Annotated in this window: 18 protein-coding genes and 1 other RNA gene; 10 read left to right on the top strand and 9 right to left on the bottom strand. The window is 75.9% G+C overall.

Going from position 1 to position 18,116, the window contains the following annotated elements; genetic code table 11:
• Positions 1-68: 68 nt before the first annotated feature.
• Both EYB28_RS13075 and EYB28_RS13070 read right to left on the bottom strand, forming a co-directional pair.
• A complete protein-coding gene (locus EYB28_RS13075) occupies positions 69-1,739 on the bottom strand; it encodes a LuxR C-terminal-related transcriptional regulator (protein ID WP_166848596.1) in 1,671 nt (556 codons plus the stop codon).
• Positions 1,740-1,832: 93 nt separating this feature from the next.
• A complete protein-coding gene (locus tag EYB28_RS13070; protein WP_166848594.1) occupies positions 1,833-2,354 on the bottom strand; it encodes a hypothetical protein in 522 nt (173 codons plus the stop codon).
• 249 nt (positions 2,355-2,603) lie between these two features.
• On the opposite strand from EYB28_RS13070, the gene EYB28_RS13065 reads away from it, so the two are divergent.
• Together EYB28_RS13065 and EYB28_RS13060 are read left to right on the top strand one after the other, a co-directional pair.
• Positions 2,604-3,218 carry a DUF4956 domain-containing protein gene (locus EYB28_RS13065; RefSeq protein ID WP_166848592.1) on the top strand — a complete coding sequence of 205 codons (615 nt, stop codon included), beginning with the start codon at positions 2,604-2,606 and terminating at the stop codon, positions 3,216-3,218.
• Entirely contained in the window at positions 3,215-4,036 is an 822-nt protein-coding gene (locus EYB28_RS13060) for a polyphosphate polymerase domain-containing protein (protein WP_166848590.1), read from the top strand. The genes EYB28_RS13065 and EYB28_RS13060 overlap by 4 nt, the downstream gene beginning before the upstream one ends.
• Here EYB28_RS13060 and EYB28_RS13055 read toward each other — a convergent pair.
• Positions 3,973-5,415, bottom strand: coding sequence for an NAD(P)/FAD-dependent oxidoreductase (locus EYB28_RS13055; protein ID WP_166848588.1), 1,443 nt, complete (start codon positions 5,413-5,415; stop codon positions 3,973-3,975). The two genes, EYB28_RS13060 and EYB28_RS13055, sit on opposite strands and share 64 nt — an antisense overlap.
• 183 nt (positions 5,416-5,598) lie before the next feature.
• On the opposite strand from EYB28_RS13055, the gene EYB28_RS13050 reads away from it, so the two are divergent.
• The 4 genes from EYB28_RS13050 to EYB28_RS13035 are packed head-to-tail and all read left to right on the top strand — an operon-like array spanning position 5,599 to position 9,793.
• Positions 5,599-7,356 (top strand): bifunctional 3'-5' exonuclease/DNA polymerase, encoded by a 1,758-nt coding sequence (locus tag EYB28_RS13050; RefSeq protein WP_240930549.1) that lies wholly within the window; start codon positions 5,599-5,601, stop codon positions 7,354-7,356.
• A 60-nt stretch (positions 7,357-7,416) separates the two neighbouring features.
• Positions 7,417-8,307 carry a Nif3-like dinuclear metal center hexameric protein gene (locus EYB28_RS13045; protein WP_166848584.1) on the top strand — a complete coding sequence of 297 codons (891 nt, stop codon included), beginning with the start codon at positions 7,417-7,419 and terminating at the stop codon, positions 8,305-8,307.
• Between the two features lie 44 nt (positions 8,308-8,351).
• Positions 8,352-9,101 (top strand): zinc ribbon domain-containing protein, encoded by a 750-nt coding sequence (locus tag EYB28_RS13040; RefSeq protein WP_166848582.1) that lies wholly within the window; start codon positions 8,352-8,354, stop codon positions 9,099-9,101.
• On the top strand, positions 9,101-9,793 hold the full coding sequence (locus EYB28_RS13035) for a histidine phosphatase family protein (protein ID WP_166848578.1): 693 nt from the start codon (positions 9,101-9,103) through the stop codon (positions 9,791-9,793). Before EYB28_RS13040 ends, EYB28_RS13035 begins: the two co-directional genes overlap by 1 nt.
• A gap of 17 nt (positions 9,794-9,810) precedes the next feature.
• Here EYB28_RS13035 and EYB28_RS13030 read toward each other — a convergent pair whose 3' ends face one another.
• From EYB28_RS13030 to EYB28_RS13020, 3 genes are read right to left on the bottom strand one after another with little or no spacing between them, the layout of a single operon-like run.
• Positions 9,811-10,149 (bottom strand): TfoX/Sxy family protein, encoded by a 339-nt coding sequence (locus tag EYB28_RS13030; RefSeq protein ID WP_166848575.1) that lies wholly within the window; start codon positions 10,147-10,149, stop codon positions 9,811-9,813.
• 44 nt (positions 10,150-10,193) lie between these two features.
• A complete protein-coding gene (locus EYB28_RS13025; RefSeq protein WP_166848573.1) occupies positions 10,194-11,021 on the bottom strand; it encodes a YaaA family protein in 828 nt (275 codons plus the stop codon).
• Positions 11,022-11,055: 34 nt separating this feature from the next.
• Entirely contained in the window at positions 11,056-12,249 is a 1,194-nt protein-coding gene (locus EYB28_RS13020) for an NAD(P)/FAD-dependent oxidoreductase (RefSeq protein ID WP_166848570.1), read from the bottom strand.
• Between the two features lie 64 nt (positions 12,250-12,313).
• On the opposite strand from EYB28_RS13020, the gene EYB28_RS13015 reads away from it, so the two are divergent.
• Both EYB28_RS13015 and rnpB read left to right on the top strand, forming a co-directional pair.
• Positions 12,314-12,931 (top strand): PadR family transcriptional regulator, encoded by a 618-nt coding sequence (locus tag EYB28_RS13015; RefSeq protein ID WP_205710914.1) that lies wholly within the window; start codon positions 12,314-12,316, stop codon positions 12,929-12,931.
• 69 nt (positions 12,932-13,000) lie between these two features.
• An RNA gene (gene rnpB / locus EYB28_RS13010) (RNase P RNA component class A) lies at positions 13,001-13,399 on the top strand.
• Positions 13,400-13,497: 98 nt separating this feature from the next.
• On the opposite strand, the gene EYB28_RS13005 is transcribed toward rnpB, so the two are convergent.
• Entirely contained in the window at positions 13,498-15,240 is a 1,743-nt protein-coding gene (locus EYB28_RS13005; RefSeq protein WP_166848568.1) for a serine/threonine-protein kinase, read from the bottom strand.
• Between the two features lie 510 nt (positions 15,241-15,750).
• On the opposite strand from EYB28_RS13005, the gene EYB28_RS13000 reads away from it, so the two are divergent.
• Positions 15,751-16,119 (top strand): STAS domain-containing protein, encoded by a 369-nt coding sequence (locus EYB28_RS13000; RefSeq protein WP_166848566.1) that lies wholly within the window; start codon positions 15,751-15,753, stop codon positions 16,117-16,119.
• 11 nt (positions 16,120-16,130) lie between these two features.
• Here EYB28_RS13000 and ppgK read toward each other — a convergent pair whose 3' ends face one another.
• Positions 16,131-16,895, bottom strand: coding sequence for a polyphosphate--glucose phosphotransferase (ppgK, locus tag EYB28_RS12995; protein ID WP_166848563.1), 765 nt, complete (start codon positions 16,893-16,895; stop codon positions 16,131-16,133).
• A 28-nt stretch (positions 16,896-16,923) separates the two neighbouring features.
• On the opposite strand from ppgK, the gene EYB28_RS12990 reads away from it, so the two are divergent.
• Positions 16,924-17,121: an SPOR domain-containing protein gene (locus tag EYB28_RS12990; RefSeq protein WP_166848560.1), complete on the top strand. Its 198-nt coding sequence runs from the start codon at positions 16,924-16,926 to the stop codon at positions 17,119-17,121.
• A 34-nt stretch (positions 17,122-17,155) separates the two neighbouring features.
• Here EYB28_RS12990 and panB read toward each other — a convergent pair whose 3' ends face one another.
• The gene (gene panB / locus EYB28_RS12985) at positions 17,156-18,016 is read right to left on the bottom strand and encodes a 3-methyl-2-oxobutanoate hydroxymethyltransferase (RefSeq protein ID WP_166848557.1); all 861 of its coding nucleotides are present in this window, start codon (positions 18,014-18,016) and stop codon (positions 17,156-17,158) included.
• Positions 18,017-18,116: the final 100 nt, after the last annotated feature.

Here is an 18,116-nt window from a genome sequence, read left to right as displayed (position 1 = left end):
CTTCGCGCCACCGACGCTAGGCGCGAGGGCGGGCCGGGCGCATCGGTCGCGACACCCAGACCCGCGGATCACGCGTGGGTCGAACGCCCCAGCGGCGCGAGGCCGTGGTCGTAGGCGAACGCCGCCGCCGCGGTCCGCGTCGTGACGTCCAGCTTGGCGAAGATGTTCGACAGGTGCCGCGACACCGTCTTGGGGGCGATGCCGAGCTCGGCCGCGACGGCGGCGTTGGTGCAGCCGGTGGCCACCAGGCGCAGCACGTCGAGCTCGCGGTCGCTGAGACGGTGTGGCGCCGCGTCCTCGCCCAGCAGGTGGGTGCAGCGACGGGCGTCGGGGGCCGCCCCGATCGCCACGAACGTCGCGCGGGCGGCGCGGAGCTCCGCGCGTGCGACGCCCTCGTCCCCGCGCAGCCGCAGCGCCTCGCCGAGCACCACCCGGCAGCGCGCCGCCTCGTGGGTGGCGGACAGGGCCGACCAGCCGGCGACCGCCGTCCGGGCGGACGCGGTGGCGGTGGCCGCGTCCGCGCGCGCGACGGCGACCCGCGCCGTCGCGCACGCGGACGCCGCGTGCAGGGCCGGGACGCCGAACGTCTCGGCCAGCCGGCGCAGCTCGTCGGCCGCCGTGCCGGCCTCGTCGACGTCGCCGGTCGCCGCGAGCACCTCGGCCGCCGCGGGCAGCACGCGGCTGCGGGTCGCGGGGTCGCCCGCCTCGGCGAGCATGCGCCGCACGGCGTCCCGGGCCGTCCCGTGCCGACGTCGGCGCAGCCACAGCAGGGCACGACCGGGGGCCGCCAGGTCCGCGTCGCGGCCGTCCGCCGCGGCGAGCGCGTAGGCCTCCTCCGCCTCGCCGTCGCGACCCAGGATCTGCAGGACGTCGCCCCGCTCGGCCGCCACGAGCCGGCCAGCCTCCTCCTCGCCGGCGAGCTCGTAGCGCTCCGCGGCGCGGTCCAGCTCGGCGAGCGCGGCGTCGTACCGTCCGTGCAGGCGCAGCAGCTGCGCGCGGTGCACCGCGCACTGCCCCGTGAACACCACGATCCCCGGCTGGGCGGCGCACCAGGCGGTGAGCGCGTGGGTCCACTCGGCCGCGCGTCCGAAGTCCGACACCGACGTACAGCCCTCGATCATCGAGCAGTACACGAGGCCGGCGGCCACCGGGGAGACCTCGCCGGCGACGACGCCGACCATCGCCTCGTCCATGCACCGCAGGCCCTCGCGCACCTGTCCCGTCAGCGTCAGGAGCCGTCCCTGCGTCAGCAGGCCGAGGGCGCGCAGGTCGGCGTCGTCGAACCTCTCGCCGAAGTCCGCCACCTCGCGGGCCGTCTCGAGGGCCGCGCCGACGTCTCCCGCGGCGAGCAGCCGGAAGATCCGGGTGCAGCGCAGCAGGCCCCGCTCGGCGGGCTCGTCGGGTCCGGCCCCGGACGCGTCGAGCAGCCGCTCGGCGCGGGCGGCCCAGCCGTCCGCGACCGCGAGCTCGCCGTCGTCGACCAGCAGCTGGCACAACCAGCCCGCGGCACGGGCCGCGCCGACGGCGTCCACCGAGTCGAGGGCGCGCTGGTAGGCGCGCTGGAGCACCAGGACGCAGTCGTCGTGACGTCCCGTGAGGTAGGCGGCGGTCGCCAGGTCGAGCAGGTCCGCGAACGGGAGGACGTCGTCCTCGAGCCCGGACAGCCCGCGGTAGGCGTCGAGCCACTCACGGCGCTCGTACGCCGCGCGTGCCTGTTCCAGGTCCTCCGTGACACCCATGACGACACCTGCCCTCCCGACGAGCGTAGCCCGGTCACGTCCGCGCACCACCCTCCCCGTGCTGACACCCGCCAACCGTGGTCGGCCGTGCCGCTACTCGCCCTCGCGGCCCACGACGTGCTTGGCGTAGCCGGCAGCCCCCGCCCCGCGTCCGGTGACCCCGACCTGCGCGTTCGCCTTGAGGAAGAGCGCCCATGCGCCCGTGAGCCCGGCCATCGCCACCAGCACGCCCGTGACCACTCCGGGGACGGCGGCGTCCCGTTCCGCGTCAGGCAGCGCGCTGTCGTCGGCGATCCCGATCATCTGGGCGGCGAGCACCACGCCGAGGACGGCGACCACGGCGACGACCGCCGCCGCCCAGCGGAACGACGCGCGGATCTTGTCCGCCGCGGCCACCGAGTAGACGCGGTAGCGCAGCGGCAGGGAGCACACCGGGCAGATCACGGTCACGTCGGCCGGCGGCTCGCCGTCCTCCGGGCGGGTGGCCGACCAGCGCTCGCCGCTGTACGCCCAGCCGAATGCGCGCGCCCCGTCCGAGGTCTCCACCGTCCTCGCCACGGTGTTGCCCCGGTGCAGCAGGGTGAAGGTCTCGTCGCGGACGAAGGGCACGGGCATCGGGCTCTCCAAGGTCTGTCGGCAGTTCGGTCGACGTGCTCGCGCCCGCCCGCGGGGCCGGCCGGCGGACGGCGTGAGCAGCAGGCTAGCGGAGCCCCGCCCCGCGCGCCCCGCCCCAGCGAGGGGCGAACGTGCTGGTGGGAGGGTTCTCCCATGCTCGTCCCATCGGCCTCACAGGGCGGTCGGGAAGGGTCGGTGACGCGTTGTCCGGCCGATCACGGCCGGAGTCCCCGACAAGGAGAACCACCCATGACAGCCCTGCTCCCGATCGCCACCGACCTCGCGGCGGTCGTCGTCCTCGCGTACGTGCTCTACTTCCGCCGGCACCGCAGGCGCGACCTCATGCTGTCCTACTTCGCGCTCAACGTCGGCGTCCTCGCCGTCACGATGGCGCTGGGCTCCGTCGAGGTGAGCATCGGGCTGGGCATGGGCCTGTTCGGCATCCTGTCGATCATCCGGCTGCGGTCCGACCAGATCACGCAGCAGGAGATCGCCTACTACTTCACCGCGCTCGCCCTCGGCCTGCTGGCGGGCCTGCAGCCCGGCCCGGCGTGGGTCACCCCCGCCCTCACCGCGCTGATGCTGGTCGTGACGGCGGTCGTGGACAGCCCGCGGGTCGCGTCGCGCACGCGCCGGCACACCGTCACCGTGGACCGCGCCTACGGCGACGAGCCGCGGCTGGTCGCGCACCTGGAGCGCCTGCTGGGCGGCCGCGTGCTGCGCGTCGAGGTGCTCGACCTGGACCTGGTGCGCGACACGACGCTCGTCGACGTGCGCTACCGGGCCGCCCACGCCATGACCACCCCGGGGACGCCGGCAGAGGCGACCCCGGTGTCCGCGCCGGCGGAGCGGGTGAGCGCATGAGCGCACTGGACGACGTCGTCGGCGACCTCGAGCCGGTCTCCCTCGGCGAGCTCGACGCCCGGGCGGGCCTGATGACCCGGGTCGACCGCAAGTACTTCGTGCCCCGGGCGGCGCTCGCGGAGATCCTCGCCGAGGCCGGCGGCCGCTACCGGGTGCTCGAGATCGGCAACCAGCGCGCCTTCCGGTACCGCAGCGTGTACTTCGACTCGCCGCGGTTCGGCTTCTACCGCGACCACGTGCAGCGCCGCCGGCAGCGCTACAAGGTGCGCACCCGCACGTACTGCGACTCCGGCGACTGCCTGCTGGAGGTGAAGTCGAAGGGGTACCGGGGCCGCACGGTCAAGGAGCGCATCGAGCACGACCCCCGGCTGCCCGCCGAGCTCGGGGGAGCGGGGGCGGAATTCGTGGAGCGGCTCGCCCCGGTGCGGGCCGCCGGGCTGTCCCCGGTCGTCGAGACCGTGTACCGCCGCACGACGCTCCACCTCGACGACCAGCGGGTGACCTGCGACCTCGACCTCGTGTGCCGCGGCGCGGGCCGGGAGTTCCACGGCCCCGACGACGTGCTCGTCGAGACCAAGACGCCCGGCGCCGCGGGCGCGATGGACCGGGCCCTGCTGCGCCGCTCGATCCGCCCGCACTCCGTGAGCAAGTACTGCGTGGCCGCGGCCCTGTGCTACCCCGAGCTGCCGCACAACCCGTGGCACCGGACGCTGCGGCGCTACTTCGGCCGGGCCGCCGACGAGGCCGCAGCGCGTCAGGACCCGTCGCCCTGGAGGTCGTCCAGCGCGGCCTCGACGGCCCGGTGGAACGTCGGGTAGGCGTAGACCATCTGCCGCAGCCGGTCGACGGGCACCCGTGCGTGGACCGCGAGCGTGAGCATCGCGAGCACCTCCCCGCCGTGGGGGCCCGCCGACGTCGCGCCGACCAGCACCCCCGCGTCGGCGTCGGCGACGAGCTTGACGAAGCCCTCGTTGCCGACGCCGTGGATCCAGCCGCGGGTCGACGACGGCACCGGCACGCTGCCCGTGCGCACCGTGAGGCCGGCCTCGCGCGCCGCGGCCTCGGTGAGGCCGACGGCGCCGATCTCCGGGTCGGTGAACGTCACGTGCGGCACGGCGCGGTAGTCGGCGCGCTCCCCGTCCCCGTCGCCGGCGCCGTGCGCGGCCAGGACGTCGGCCGCGGCGATGCGCGCCTGGTACACGGACATGTGGGTGAAGGCGCCGTGGCCGGTCACGTCGCCGACTGCCCACACGCCGTCCGCGGCCCGCATGCGGTCGTCGACGGCGATCGTGCGGGCGCCCGAGTCGGTGCCGTCGTCGATCCCCGCCGCCGCGAGCCCGAGGGCGGGCAGGTCGGTGCGCCGACCCGTCGCGACCAGCAGGTGGGAGGACGCCAGCACGGTCCCGTCCTCCAGACGCAGCGCGAACTCCTCGCCGTCGTGCCGGACCTGCGACGCCCTGACCCCCGTGCGCACGTCGATGCCCTCGGCGGCGAACCGCTCCGCGACGAGGGCGGCGGCCTCCGGCTCGTCCGCGGGCAGCAGCCGCGGGCCGGCCTCGACGACCCGCACCGCGGACCCGAAGCGCGCGAACGCCTGCGCCAGCTCGCAGCCGATCGCGCCGCCACCCAGCACCGTGAGGGACCGCGGCGCCTCCTCGGCCTTCACGGCCTCGCGGTTGGTCCAGAACGGCGTGTCGGCGAGCCCGTCGACCGGCGGGACGACGGGCGCCGTGCCCGGGTTGAGCACGACCCCGGTCCGGGCGCGGAACCGCCGCTCGCCGCCGGCCGTCGCCACGGCGACCTCCCGCGGCCCGACGAGGCGGCCCCACCCCCGCACGAACCGGCCGCCCGCCGACTCGAGGCGCTCGACCGCCGCGGCGTCGTCCCAGTCGGTGGTGGCCTCGTCGCGGATGCGGCGCGCCACGGGCGCCAGGTCGGGGTGCACCTCGGCCGAGCCGGCGAGGTCGTCCACCCGGCGGGCCTCGGCGAGCGCGTTCGCGGCGCGGATCATCATCTTGGTGGGGATGCAGCCGTAGTAGGGGCACTCGCCACCGACCAGGTTCGCCTCGACCCCGACGACGGCCAGCCCCGCGCGGGCGAGCCGTGCCGCGACGTCCTCGCCGCCGGGGCCCAGCCCGACCACCACGACGTCGACCTGCTCGTCGGCCGGCGCCCGGCCCGCGTCCTGCTCTGCCATGCTCGGCTCCTCGTCGTCCGGCCCCCGGGGTGCCCGGGCGCGCTACGGGTGGTCGCTCCCAGGGCACCACACGGTGCCCGCGGTGACCACCGCTGGACCCCGGGCCTCACGACCCGGGACGCGACCGGCCGCCGCCACCACCGGGCGTCGGCGATGTCGGTACCACGGGCGATGATGGGGCCCGTGCACGTCGTCCTCGCCCCGGAGCCGGGCGGAGGCATGCGCCTGCGGCGCCTCGACGACCCGGACGGGGACGCGGGTCCCGGGGCCGTCGCCGACGCGACGGCCGCCGTCCGCGCCCTCGAGCGCGACCGGAGCGGCGACCGTGCCGCGGTGCGGTGGACCTGGGACGACACCGCCGTGCGGTACCCGCCGCTGCTCGCCGACGGCGCCCGCGTCGAGCGTGCCCACGACCTGCGCCTGGCGCACCGGATCCTGCGCCACTCCACCCTCGCGTCCGGCTCCGGCCTCGCCACCGCGCCCCCGGGGCCGTGGGACGAGCCCGCGACGCCCGAGCACACCCCCGTGCCGCGCCCGCGTGCGCCGCAGGCGGACGCCCTGTTCGACCTCCGGCCCGAGCCGGCGGCCGGTGCCCGCGCGCACCCGGGCGGCGCCCCGGACGCCGCCGGCGCGGTGGCCGAGCTGCGCGCGCAGCGGGCCGCCGTCGCCGGCTCCGACGACCCGTCCCGGCTCCGGCTGCTGCTGGCGGCGGAGTCCGCCGGGGCGCTCGTCGCCGCCGAGATGCGGCACGCGGGCCTGCCGTGGCGCACCGACGTGCACGACGCGATCCTCACCGAGGTGCTGGGACCGCGCCCGCCCGAGGGCCGCCGCCCCGCCCGGCTCGAGGCGCTCGCCGACCGCATCCGCGCCGCCTTGGACGCGCCGCCCACCCTCAACCCGGACTCCCACCCCGATCTGCTGAAGGCCATGCAGTACGCCGGGGTCGGGGCGCGCAGCCTGCGCAAGTGGGAGCTGGAGCAGGTGGACCACCCGGTGGTCGCGCCCCTGCTGGAGTACAAGAACCTGTATCGGCTGCTCACCGCCAACGGGTGGCACTGGCTCGACGCGTGGGTCGAGGGCGGCCGGTTCCGCCCCGAGTACGTGGTCGGCGGGGTGGTGACGGGCCGATGGGCGTCCAGCGGCGGGGGAGCGCTGCAGCTGCCGAAGGCGGTGCGCCGCGCCGTCGTGGCCGACCCGGGGTGGCGCTTCGTCGTCGCCGACGCCGCCCAGCTCGAGCCGCGTGTGCTCGCGGGCATGGCGGGCGACGAGGCGATGGCGCGCGCGGGCCGGGGCGGCGACCTGTACGCCGGCATCGTGGCCTCGGGAGCCGTGGCCACCCGCGAGCTGGCGAAGGTCGGCATGCTCGGCGCCCTGTACGGCGGGACCACCGGCGCGAGCGCCCAGGTGCTGCCGCGTCTCGCGCGGGCCTTCCCACGCTCCGTGGCCCTGGTCGAGGACGCCGCCCGCACGGGGGAGCGCGGGGGCATCGTCACGACCCGGCTGGGCCGGTCGTCCCCGCCGCCGGGCAGCGAGTGGGACGCCGCGCAGGCGGGCGCCCTGGAGGACGCCGCCGGCGCCGACGCGGCGACCCGTGCCCGGACGGCGACGCGCTCCTGGGGGCGATTCACCCGGAACTTCGTCGTCCAGGGCACCGCCGCCGAGTGGGCGCTGTGCTGGCTCGCCTCGATCCGCCGCCGGCTGTGGGAGCTCGGGACCGCGGGGCCCGCCGGGCTCGCGCCCGCGCCGTTCGCCGACCGCCCCCACCTCGTGTTCTTCCTGCACGACGAGGTGGTGGTGCACGCCCCCGTCGCCATGGCCGAGACCGTCGCCGAGCAGGTGCGTGCCGCCGCGGAGGAGGCCGGTCGGCTGCTGTTCGGCGACTTCCCCGTGTCCTTCCCCCTCACGGTCGAGGTCGTGGAGGCCTACGCCGACGCCAAGTAGCTGCGGAAGGTAGCCGCGGAGGCGGCCTCTGCCCGTGGCGGCGGTCGCTAGGGTCGGGTCATGACCTCCGCACCCCTCACGCTGGCCGACGTCGTCGACGCCCTGGACGCCCTGTACCCGCCGTCGACGGCGGAGGGCTGGGACGCCGTGGGTCTGGTCGCCGGGGACCCCGCCGCCCCGGTGCGCCGCGTGCTGTTCGCCGTCGACCCGGTCGCGGCCGTTGTCGACGAGGCCGTGGAGTGGGGCGCCGACCTCCTCGTGACCCACCACCCGCTGTTCCTGCGCGGCGTGCACTCCGTCGCCGCGACGACGTTCAAGGGCGACGTGGTGCACCGGCTGCTGCGGGCCGGCTGCGGCCTGCACGTGGCGCACACCAACGCCGACGCCGCGCCGCGCGGCGTCGCGGACGCGCTCGCCGACCTGGTCGGCGTCACCGGGCGGCGTCCGCTCGTCGCGCGCACCGACGACTCGGACGGTGCGGACGGCGCGGAGCGCGGCATCGGCCGGGTGGGCCGCCTGGCCTCGCCCGTCACGCTGCGGGCCTTCGCCGAGCACGTGGCCGACGTGCTGCCCGCGACGGCGCAGGGGGTCCGGGTGGCCGGCGATCTCGATGCCACCGTGCGGACCGCCGCCGTCGTCGGGGGCTCCGGCGACTCGCTGTTCGACGCCGTGCGCGACGCCGCCGCGGACGTGTACGTCACCGCCGACCTGCGCCACCACCCGGCGTCCGAGCTGCGCGAGCGCGCCGCGTTCGAGCACCGCGACCGCCCCGCCGACGCGGGCACGCCGTTCCTCGTGGACGTGGCGCACTTCGCCAGCGAGTGGCCGTGGCTGCGCTACGCCGCCGAGGATCTCGAGGCACGCCTGCCAGACGGTACGGTGACCACGAGGGTGAGCACCCTGGGCACCGATCCGTGGTCCGCCCGGATCGGCGCGGACCGCACCGGATGACCAGAGCTGACCCACCCGACGACGTCGCACGAGAGGACCCGCCCGTGGCCACTGCACCGCCCGAGGACCAGCGCACACTGCTCGAGGTCCAGGAGCTCGACACGCGGTTGCAGCAGCTCGTGCACCAGCGCCGCACCCACCCGTCGCTCGCGACGATCGCCGAGCTCGACAAGCGCCTGGCCGACCTGCAGGGGTCGCTCGTGGACTCGCGCACCGCGGTGTCCGATCTCGAGCGGGAGGTCGCGAAGGCGGAGGCGGACGTCGCGCAGGTGCGCACCCGCGCCGAGCGCGACCAGCAGCGCCTCGACTCGGGCGCGCTGTCCGCGAAGGACTCCCAGGCCGTGCTGAGCGAGATCGAGTCCCTCGCGCGGCGGCAGTCCGTGCTGGAGGACGTCGAGCTGGAGGTCATGGAGCGTCTCGAGGCCCACCAGGAGTCCCTGGCGAAGGTCGAGGCGGCGCACGCCGAGCTCGTCGCGGGCAAGGAGAAGGCCACCGCGGAGCGGGACGCCGCCTGGGCCGAGATCGACACCGCCGGCCGCGGCGTGCAGGCCGAGCGCGCCCGGGTCGCCGACAGCCTCGACGCGGGCCTGCTCGCCCTGTACGACAAGCTGCGGGCGCAGCTCGGCGGGCTGGGCGCGGCCGCCCTGCGCGGCGGCCGCTGCGAGGGCTGCCGGCTCGAGCTCAACCCCGGCGACCTCGCGGCGGCGCGCTCGGCCGCGCCGGAGCAGGTCGTGCGGTGCGAGGAGTGCGGCCGCATCCTCGTGCGCCAGCCGGACGAGGCCGCGGGCGCCTGATGATCCGCCCGTCCGGGGCGAGCCCGCTCGCCGACTCGACGGCGCGCACCGTGGTGCTGGTGCGCCACGGCGTCACCGCGCTGACCGAGGTGCGGGCGTACTCGGGCGGCGGCGTCCCGGGGCCGTCCCTCACGGGGCGGGGCCGGACCCAGGCGGCCCGCGCCGCCGATGCCGTCTTCCGGATCGGCAAGGACCTGTGGCCCGACCTGCCGCGCGCGGGCGCGCTCGTCGCCTCGCCGATGCTGCGCACGCTGGAGACGGCGGCCGCGGTCGGGCGCCGGACGGGGCGGCACCCGCGTACCGACGAGCGGTTCGCCGAGTGCGACTTCGGCGCGTGGGAGGGCCTCACGCCCGAGCAGGTCGCCGAGGCATGGCCCGCCGAGCTCGAGGCCTGGAGGTCCGCGGGCGTCGCGCCGCCCGGCGGCGAGTCCCTCGCGCAGGTGGGTGAGCGGGCCTGGGCGGGTCTGCGGGACGTCGTGGGCGCGGGGGAGCCGTCCGCCACCACGGTCGTCGCGACGCACACGATCACGATCCGTGCCCTGGTCGGGCGCGCCCTCGGGGCGCCCCCGTCGTCCTGGCCGGTGCTGCGGCTGCCGCCCTGCTCGCTCACCGTGCTCCGGTTCGGTCTCGCGGACGACGGGGTGCCCACGCTCGCCGAGATCACCGCGACCGGCTTCCCGACCGACGTCTGAGCGCGGCCGGCAGAGCGCTACCGCCGTGCCGGCTTCGGCGGGGTGGCGAGCGCGAGGTCGACGCCCCGGTCCACCCAGGCGCGCAGCGTCTCCTCGTCGGCCGTCGCGGACGCCGCGACGCCGACCGTGCCGCGCATGACGCGGTCGCCCATGCGCAGCTCGTGCGCGCCGGCGGCCAGGGCCGCCTCGTGCCCGTCCGTGCCCACGTGGACCATCAGCTCGTCGCGGGTCACTCCGACGGCCATGTGGGTGTGCACCATGATCGCCAGCCCGCCGAACATCCGTCGCTCGGTGAAGTCCGCGCGCTCGCCGACGGCGGCGCGCACGCGGGCGGCGAGCTCTTCGTCGAAAGCCATGGACCTCAGTGTGCGTGCGCCCGGCCGTCGTCGCGCGCGGGCCGTCACGCGATGACGACCTCGAGGGTGCGCGGTCCGCGGCGCGTCGTCGCGTCGTGCATCGTCGCCTCGACCATGCGGTACGACAGGCCGCTGCCGACCTCGGTGCCGATGATCTCGCCGTCCAGCTCTCGGGCGGCGTCCAGGAGGGCGGTCGCCGACGACGGCGCGGCTCCTGTGCGTCGCAGCAGGTGGCCCGTCAGGACCCCGCGCGTGTGCTTGGCGTTGTGGGAGACGACGGTGCGCCTGCCGGCGGACTCGCGCACGACCCGTACGGTCACCCAGTCGGTGGCGGTGGTGTCGGGCTTCCAGGCGGCCAGATAGGCGGCGGAGCGGCAGTCGACGACGACGTCGCCCGCGGCGCGGTCGTCGAGCGCGGCGGCCAGAGGTGCGCGCCACGCGGCGGCGAGCCTGCCGACGCCGGGCAGGTCGACGCCCATGGACAGCCGGTAGGCAGGGATGCGGTCGGCGGGGGAGACGGCGCCCCACAGGCCGGAGAAGACCCGCACGTCGTCGGCGGCGCGCGCCGCGACGTCGTCGGGCAGGTCCGCCAGACCCGCGGCGGCGTACAGGACCCCGGTGTAGACGCGGGCGGCGGGCGCCGTCGGGGCGGACTTGAGGTCGACGTTGCGGGCGACCTCCGCGGCGAGCGACGCGCCCACGCCGAGGACCTCGGGGGCGTCGGGACCGGTGCTGACGGCGGCGAGGGCGTCGAGCACCTCGCGGCGGCGGTCGGTCAGGTCCTCGGCCGCGGTGAGGCGGGCCAGGTCGACCGGGGCGCCGCCGTCGGGCGCCGGCGTCTTGCCCTCGGAGGGCGGCAGGCAGATCAGCACCCGGACACCCTAGTCGGGCACGGTGCCCGACGGGTCACCGGGCCGGTGCGGAACGCTCCTCCCACGTGACGCGGAAGTCGGTCACCCAGTCGCGGGACGTGCGGGTCGCGACCCGACCCACGGCGGGCAGCACGACCCGGTCCCGCACGGCTCGGGACAGGGGGTTGGGAATCTTGAGGTTCGACGTGCGCTTCGCCTGCGCCACGAGGCGTTCGACCCGGCGGCGGCGCTGCGCCTCGAAGGCGGCGAACGCGGCGGCGGGGTCGCCCAGGTCGCGTACCCACCGCGCCAGCAGGACGCCGTCCTCGACGGCCAACGACGCCCCCTGGCCGGACGTCGGGGAGATGGCGTGGGCGGCGTCACCGACCAGCCCGACGGGCCCGCGGTGCCAGACGGGGACCTTCGGCAGGTCACGGGTGTTCCACGGCCCGAGGAGCCGCGGGGTGCCCGCGAGAAGCTCGAGCGCCGGGGAGCGGTCGTCCGCGAAGAGGCGCTCCAGCTCGGCGCGCCAGGTGGCCGGCGTCCAGGCCGCGAGCTCGTCGGCCGTGGCCGCCGCCGTGCGGGGAATGTTCGCGAACCACCACACCTCGCCGGGGCCGCGGCACAGGTACGCGAAAAAAGCTCGGCGCCCGAAGACCATCGTGAACACGCCGGGTTCGGCGTCCACCGCCACCCCGGTGGCGTACCCGCCGGTGTTGAGCAGGCCGGTGTAGCGCGGCGCCGGGCAGGCCGGGTCGAGCACCTGCCGTGTGCGCGAGCCGATCCCGTCGGCGCCGACCAGCATGTCGCCCGTCTCGCGCGTGCCGTCCTCGAACGTCGCGACGACGCCGCCCGTGCGGCCGGGCGTCACGTCGGCGAGTCGCCTGCCGTGCTCGACGGCGATCCCGCGGCGGCCGGCCTCGTCGCGCAGGGCCGTGTAGAGGTCCGCGCGCCGGACGGTCTGGGAGTGCAGCCCGCCGCCCGGCGCGTCCATCGGCAGCCGGGTGAGCGCGCGGCCCCGGGCGTTGCGCATCTGCAGGGCGGTCGTGTCGAACCCCCCGAGGTCGTGGTGGTCGATGTCCAGCACCTCGAGCGCGTGCAGCCCGTTGGGGGCGAGCGTGAGGAAGGCGCCGGCGTCGTCCGCGGTGCGTGCGTGGGCCTCGAGGACCGTGACGTCGAGGCCGGCCTTCTGCAGTGCCATGGCGGTCACGGGCCCAGCGATGCCCGCTCCGATCACGAGTGCTCTCATAGCGACACCATAAAATGGATAGCCATCTTATGGCAAGAGGTGTGACGGTCGTAGGCTGACGTGCGTGACCGACCGACCCCGCTCCCCGCTGGCGATGGTGCTGCTCGCGCTGCTCGCCGAGGAGCCGATGCACGCGTACCGGATGCAGCGGCTGATCAAGAGCCGGCAGAAGGACGCCGTCGTCAACGTCGCGCGCAGCAACAGCGTCTACCAGGCGCTGGAGCGCCTGGAGCGCGACGGGCTCGTCGCGGTCCACGAGAAGGTCGCGAGCGACGTCGCCCCCGCACGGATCGTCTACGCGCTCACGGCGGCCGGTCGGGACGCGCTGCGCAGGTGGGTGGACGCGGCGCTCGCCACCCCGGCACGAGAGTTCCCCGAGTTCCGGGCCGTGCTCGCCGTGCTCGCGCTGACCTCCCCGGAGGTCGTGGCCGACCGGCTGGACGAGCGTGCCGCGGCGCTGGAGTCCGTGCTCGAGCGCGCCGCCGCCGAGGCGGACCTCACCGCCTCGTGGGGGCTGCCGCGCGTGCTGATGCTCGAGCACGAGCACCTCGTCGCCGTGACGCGCGCCGAGCTCGACTGGGTGCGCCAGGTCGTCACGGACCTCCGCTCCGGTGACCTCACCTGGGATCCGGCCCGCATGGTCGAGGACCGTCCGCTGTTCGAGGGGGCCGACCGCGACTGAGCCGCGTCGCCGACGACCTCGAGCTCGTCCCCGGAGGCCGTGGGCTGCGGATACACTGGTCGGCGCGGACGAGTCGGTCGGGCGGTCGCGTCGGCGGTGCCCTCGGGTGCCGTCGCCGAGGAACGTCCGGGCTCCGAAGGGCAAGGTGGTGGCTAACGGCCACCCGGGGTGACCCGCGGGACAGTGCCACAGAGAACAGACCGCCGCCGGGAGACCGGCGGTGAGGGTGAAACGGTGGTGTAAGAGACCACCAGCACGCCCGGTGACGGGCGTGGCTCGGTAAACCCCACCTGGAGCAAGGTCAGACAGACTGTGTCAGAGGGCGGCCCGCCCGATTCTCTGCGGAGAAGCACAGTCGGGTAGACCGCGTGAGGCCTGCGGCAACGCAGGTCCTAGATGGATGACCGTCACCCGCGCCAGGGCAACCGGGCGCGGGAACAGAACCCGGCGTACAGACCGACTCGTCCGCACCATCCCACCGCCCACGTCAGGTGTTGTTGCTGCACGTCACGGCAGCGGCCGGCACACCGGATCGATGGTCGGTGAGGCGTCCGGCAGGAGGCTTGTCACGGGGAGGCGGCGGCGCCGGTGCCGGTCTCGCCTGTGTCTGCCGTGGGGGTCGACTCGACCGGCTGGGTCGGCTCCTCCGTCGGCGTCGGTTCCTCCGTGGGCGTCGGCTCCTCCGTCGGGGTCGGTTCCTCGGTGGGCGTCGGCTCCTCCGTCGGGGTCGGTTCCTCGGTGGGCGTGGGCTCCTCGGTGGGCGTGGGCTCCTGGGTGGGCGTCTCGGTCGGCGTCGGCGTCGGGGACGGCGTGTCGGTCGGCGTCGGCTCTTCGGTGGGCGTCTCGGTCGGGGTCGGCGTCGATGTCCGGGTCGGTCGGGACGTCGGCTCGGTCGTCGGGCTGGGCGGCGCGGTGGTGGGGTCAGTGGGCGACGGCGTGGGGGACGGCGACGGGCTGTTCGTCACCGGCGCGACCGGCTCGCGGTCGCCGGTGTCGCGCAGGTTCACGAACGCGACGGCACCCACGGCAGCGGCCAGGACCAGCGCCAGGACGATCGCCGCGACACGCCTGCGCCCGGTGAGGAACCCCCGCCGCTCGGACTCCTCGGGCTCCGCCGGCGCGGGCGCCGCGTCGGCCGCCGGCACGCCGGGAACCTCGGCGGTGTCGGTCGTCGGGGCGCCTGGCTCTGCCGCACCTGCGACACCGACGGCACCGGCCGCCTCGGCGGTGTCGTCCGCGTCGACGGCGTCGAACTGCCGCGTGCGCTGGAGCTCGGCGTCGCCCTCCTCGGCAGCCGCGGCGGCTCCGGCCGCGGCGAGGCCCGCCGCCCCGAGGACGGCCGTCCTGTCGTGGTCCTCCGCGGCGATCTGGCCCAGCGTCATGGTCTGGTCGGCGCCCTCGTCGGGGGCGGCGCCCGCGCCGAGCAGCGCCGACACCTCGGCGCCCATGGCCCCGGCGGCCGCGAAGCGCCGGGCGGGGTCCTTGGCCATCGCCCGCGCCACGAAGCGGTCCACGGCGGCGGGGACGGCGGCCCGTCGCGCCGACGGCGCGGGCACGGGCGCCTGGACGTGGGCGCGCGCCACGTCGGCGAGCCTCGCCCGCTCGTAGGGCGCGTGCCCGGTCAGCGCGAAGTACGCCAGGGCGCCGGCCGAGTACAGGTCGCTGCGTGCGTCGAGCGGCCGGCCCTGGGCCTGCTCCGGCGACATGTACGCCACCGACCCGGCGACGCGTGCGCCGTCGCCGTCGCCTCCCGCGGCGACGGCCAGCCCGAGGTCGAGCAGACCGACGGTCGTCGCGCCTTCGTCGCCCCGGTCCACGACGACGTTGCGCGGGCTGACGTCACGGTGCACCAGACCGGCGGCGTGCACGGCCCCGAGGGCGTCGAGCAGCCCGCCCACGACGGCGAGCGCGTCCCGCCACGGCAGCCCGTCGCCGGCCGCGAGCTCCGAGAGGGGAACGCCCGGCAGGCGGCGGGTCAGGATCCAGGGCACGGTCGCGCCCGCGACGACGTCCTCGCCGGTGTCCAGGACCTTCACGACGCCCGGGTGGTCCACCCGGTCCGACGCCGCGATCTCGCGTGCCAGGGCGGTGCGGGCCGCGTCGTCGTCGACCAGGTGCGGGTGGAGGACCTTGACGAGGAGCGCCGGCTCCGTCCCGTCATCTGCTCCCGGAGAGGGCTCGGGCGCGAGCACCCGCGTGGCCTCGTAGACCGTGTACGTGCCGCCCGTGCCGAGGATGTCGCCGAGGGCGTACCTGCCCCCGAGCACCACGTGCTCGCCCGACCCGCCGGCCGGTCCGTCCGGTGCCACGGGGGTCACCGCTGCTGGTGCGTGTGTCGATGGGCGGCCGCGCACGGCGGTGCCGTCGGCGCGGCGATCCCGGTCATATCAGTCATGAGCCCTCACAGGATAGAGCGTGGGGCCCCCTGGTGCACGGTGCCTGACGGGCCGACGCCGGGGACGTCGGGCCGCCGGCCCGCCCGTCCTCGCCCGTGCTCCGGCGTGCACGTCGACCGTGACGCGTGCGTACCGATTCCAGACGCCGACCAGACCCGCCGGGAACGCCGCACGCAGGACGCCGAGGAGCCCGCGGGGCCACCACGCGGCGGTCACCGTGCAGGCCACGCCCGGTGGCGGGAATCGTGGAGGGCAACCGTGGGCCATCGACCGGGTCCCTACTGGCGTGTGAACGAATAGTAAAGACATCCTCTGTTGTGGTTTCGTGATCTTCCTCACCGGTGTACGTTGGCCGGGTCGCGACGACGACGTCGCGAGTCCCGATCGCAAGCGTTCACGACGTGAGGCGCAGGTGGTAGGACCATGGCTGACAGTGCTGCAACGACACGCACCAGCGAGGCACGGACCGGGGGCATCGCCCTGCGCGAGCGGCCCGACGCCAGCGTGGTGGACATGTGGGGAGAGATCGACATCTCCCTGCGCAACGAGGCCGGGGCAGCCCTGGCCCAGGCGTTCGAGCGTGACCTCCCCGTCGTCGTCGACACGTCCCACGTGACGTTCATCGACTCCGCGGGGGTGGCCTTCCTCATCCAGCTGTGCCGCATCGGCCGGGACGAGGGCCTGCACGTCTCGGTGCACCGGCCGCCGCCGGCGGTGCGCGACGTGCTGCACCTGCTGCACGTGGACCCCCGCGACGTGGGGGCCGAGATGCTGGAGGGTGCGATGACCTGAGGCGCGGCCGCTCAGCCGGCGTCGGCGGCGAGGGCAGCGGCGCCCACGATGCCGGCCCGGTTGAGCAGCGTCGCGGGCACGATCGGCGCCCGCAGGTCCAGCAGCGGCAGGAACTTCTTGTGCTGCTTGCTCACCCCGCCGCCGACGACGATGAGGTCGGGGGAGAGCAGCATCTCGACCGTCTCGAAGTAGCGCTGCAGGCGCTTGGCCCACTTCTCCCAGGACAGGTCGTGCCGCTCGCGCGCCGACTCGGCGGCGCGGTGCTCGGCGTCGTGCCCGTCGATCTCCAGGTGCCCGAGCTCCGTGTTCGGCACCAGGACGCCGTCGACCAGCAGGGCCGAGCCGATCCCGGTGCCGAGCGTGACGACGAGGACGACGCCGTCGGTGCCGCGGGCGGCGCCGTACCGGTGCTCGCCCACCCCCGCGGCATCCGCGTCGTTGACGGCGCGGACGGCGCGGCCGGTGGCGTCGTGCACGAGGGCGGGCAGGTCGACGCCCTTCCACGACTTGTCGAGGTTGGCGATGAACCGCACGACCCCGCGGTCCATGGGCGCGGGGAACGCGACGCCGACGGGGCAGTCGGCGGGCAGGTCGAACGAGTCGACCAGCTCGGCGAGCACTGTCGCCACCGCCGGGGGCGTGGACTTCTCGGGCGTGGGGACCCGCCGCCGGTCCGCGGCGAACTCGCCCGTCGTGAGATCGACGGGCGCCCCCTTGATCCCCGAGCCACCGATGTCGATGCCGAACGCGACCCGGTGCGACGTCTCCTCCACCATGGCGACCATCTTGATGCAGGATCGACGTATGAGCGACACAGGAGCGGTGCAGTACTGGTACAACACCAAGACCGGCGAGGTGGAGGAGAGCCGCGACCGGTCGAGCTGGACCCACCGGATGGGCCCCTACCCGACGCGCGACGCGGCCCAGCACGCCCTGGACACGGCGCGACGCCGCAACGACACGTGGGAGGAGGAGGACGACCACTGGCGCGGCCGCGACTGACCGCCTGCCCGGCGCGGGGTGAGGGCCCCCGGCGTCAGCGCTCGAACGAGTGCTCCGCGTCCGGGAAGGCCCCCGAGCGCACCTCGTCCGCGTAGTCCTCCGCGGCCTGCTGCAGCACCCGGCCGAGCTCCGCGTACCGACGCGCGAACCGCGGCGACCACGACGTCATGCCCGCCATGTCGGTCCACACGAGCACCTGCCCGTCGGTCCGCGGGCCGGCGCCGATGCCGATCGTGGGGATGTGCAGGATCTCCGTGGCGCGCTCGGCGACGGCCACCGGCACCATCTCGAGGACGACGGCGACCGCGCCGGCGTCCTGCACCGCGAGGGCGTCCTCGCACAGCGCCTCGGCCGCGTCGTCGCCGCGCCCCTGCACCCGCGGCCCGCCGAGGGCGTGCTCCGACTGCGGGGTGAAGCCGAGGTGTCCCACGACGGGGATGCCCGCGTCGGTCAGCGCGCGGATCTGCGCGGCCGAGCGGCGTCCGCCCTCGAGCTTGACCGCGGCGGCCCCGGTCTCCTTCATGATGCGCACGGCGGTGCCCAGGGCCTGCTCCGGGCCGGCCTCGTACGAGCCGAACGGCAGGTCCACCACGACGAGCGCGTGCGCGGCGGCCCCGGCGACGGCCCGGGCGGCCGGGATCATGTCGTCGACCGTGACCGGCAGCGTCGTCGCGTGCCCGTGCATCGTGTTGCCGATGGAGTCGCCCACGAGGAGGACGTCGATGCCGGCGGCGTCGAAGACGGCGGCCGTGACCGCGTCGTACGCGGTGAGCATCGTGATCCGTTCGCCGGACTCCTTCGCCCGGGCCAGGTGGTGCACGCGGTAGCGGCGACGGCGGGGCGCGTCGGAGCCGTGCGCGGCGTCGTCACCAGGGGTCGCGAGGGGTGTCGCCATGGACGTCAGCGTATGCCAGGCTCGCTGTGTACCCGCACGGTGTACCCGTACGCCGCCGCCCCACGCCCGGCGGGGTGCGTGTCACCCGTTGGAAACACGA

Source organism: Isoptericola sp. BMS4 (assembly GCF_011634835.1).
In the GTDB taxonomy this organism is placed as follows: Bacteria; Actinomycetota; Actinomycetes; order Actinomycetales; family Cellulomonadaceae; genus Isoptericola.
The sequence above is the reverse complement of the archived record's forward strand: the minus strand, read 5'-3'. Positions and strand labels throughout refer to the sequence as shown.

Coding starts and splice junctions, on each gene's coding strand:
- EYB28_RS13075 (WP_166848596.1), bottom strand. CDS start 1,739: ATGGGTGTCACGGAGGACCTGGAACAGGCACGCGCGGCGTACGAGCGC.
- EYB28_RS13070 (WP_166848594.1), bottom strand. CDS start 2,354: ATGCCCGTGCCCTTCGTCCGCGACGAGACCTTCACCCTGCTGCACCGG.
- EYB28_RS13065 (WP_166848592.1), top strand. CDS start 2,604: ATGACAGCCCTGCTCCCGATCGCCACCGACCTCGCGGCGGTCGTCGTC.
- EYB28_RS13060 (WP_166848590.1), top strand. CDS start 3,215: ATGAGCGCACTGGACGACGTCGTCGGCGACCTCGAGCCGGTCTCCCTC.
- EYB28_RS13055 (WP_166848588.1), bottom strand. CDS start 5,415: ATGGCAGAGCAGGACGCGGGCCGGGCGCCGGCCGACGAGCAGGTCGAC.
- EYB28_RS13045 (WP_166848584.1), top strand. CDS start 7,417: ATGACCTCCGCACCCCTCACGCTGGCCGACGTCGTCGACGCCCTGGAC.
- EYB28_RS13035 (WP_166848578.1), top strand. CDS start 9,101: ATGATCCGCCCGTCCGGGGCGAGCCCGCTCGCCGACTCGACGGCGCGC.
- EYB28_RS13030 (WP_166848575.1), bottom strand. CDS start 10,149: ATGGCTTTCGACGAAGAGCTCGCCGCCCGCGTGCGCGCCGCCGTCGGC.
- EYB28_RS13020 (WP_166848570.1), bottom strand. CDS start 12,249: ATGAGAGCACTCGTGATCGGAGCGGGCATCGCTGGGCCCGTGACCGCC.
- EYB28_RS13000 (WP_166848566.1), top strand. CDS start 15,751: ATGGCTGACAGTGCTGCAACGACACGCACCAGCGAGGCACGGACCGGG.
- ppgK (WP_166848563.1), bottom strand. CDS start 16,895: ATGGTGGAGGAGACGTCGCACCGGGTCGCGTTCGGCATCGACATCGGT.
- EYB28_RS12990 (WP_166848560.1), top strand. CDS start 16,924: ATGAGCGACACAGGAGCGGTGCAGTACTGGTACAACACCAAGACCGGC.
- panB (WP_166848557.1), bottom strand. CDS start 18,016: ATGGCGACACCCCTCGCGACCCCTGGTGACGACGCCGCGCACGGCTCC.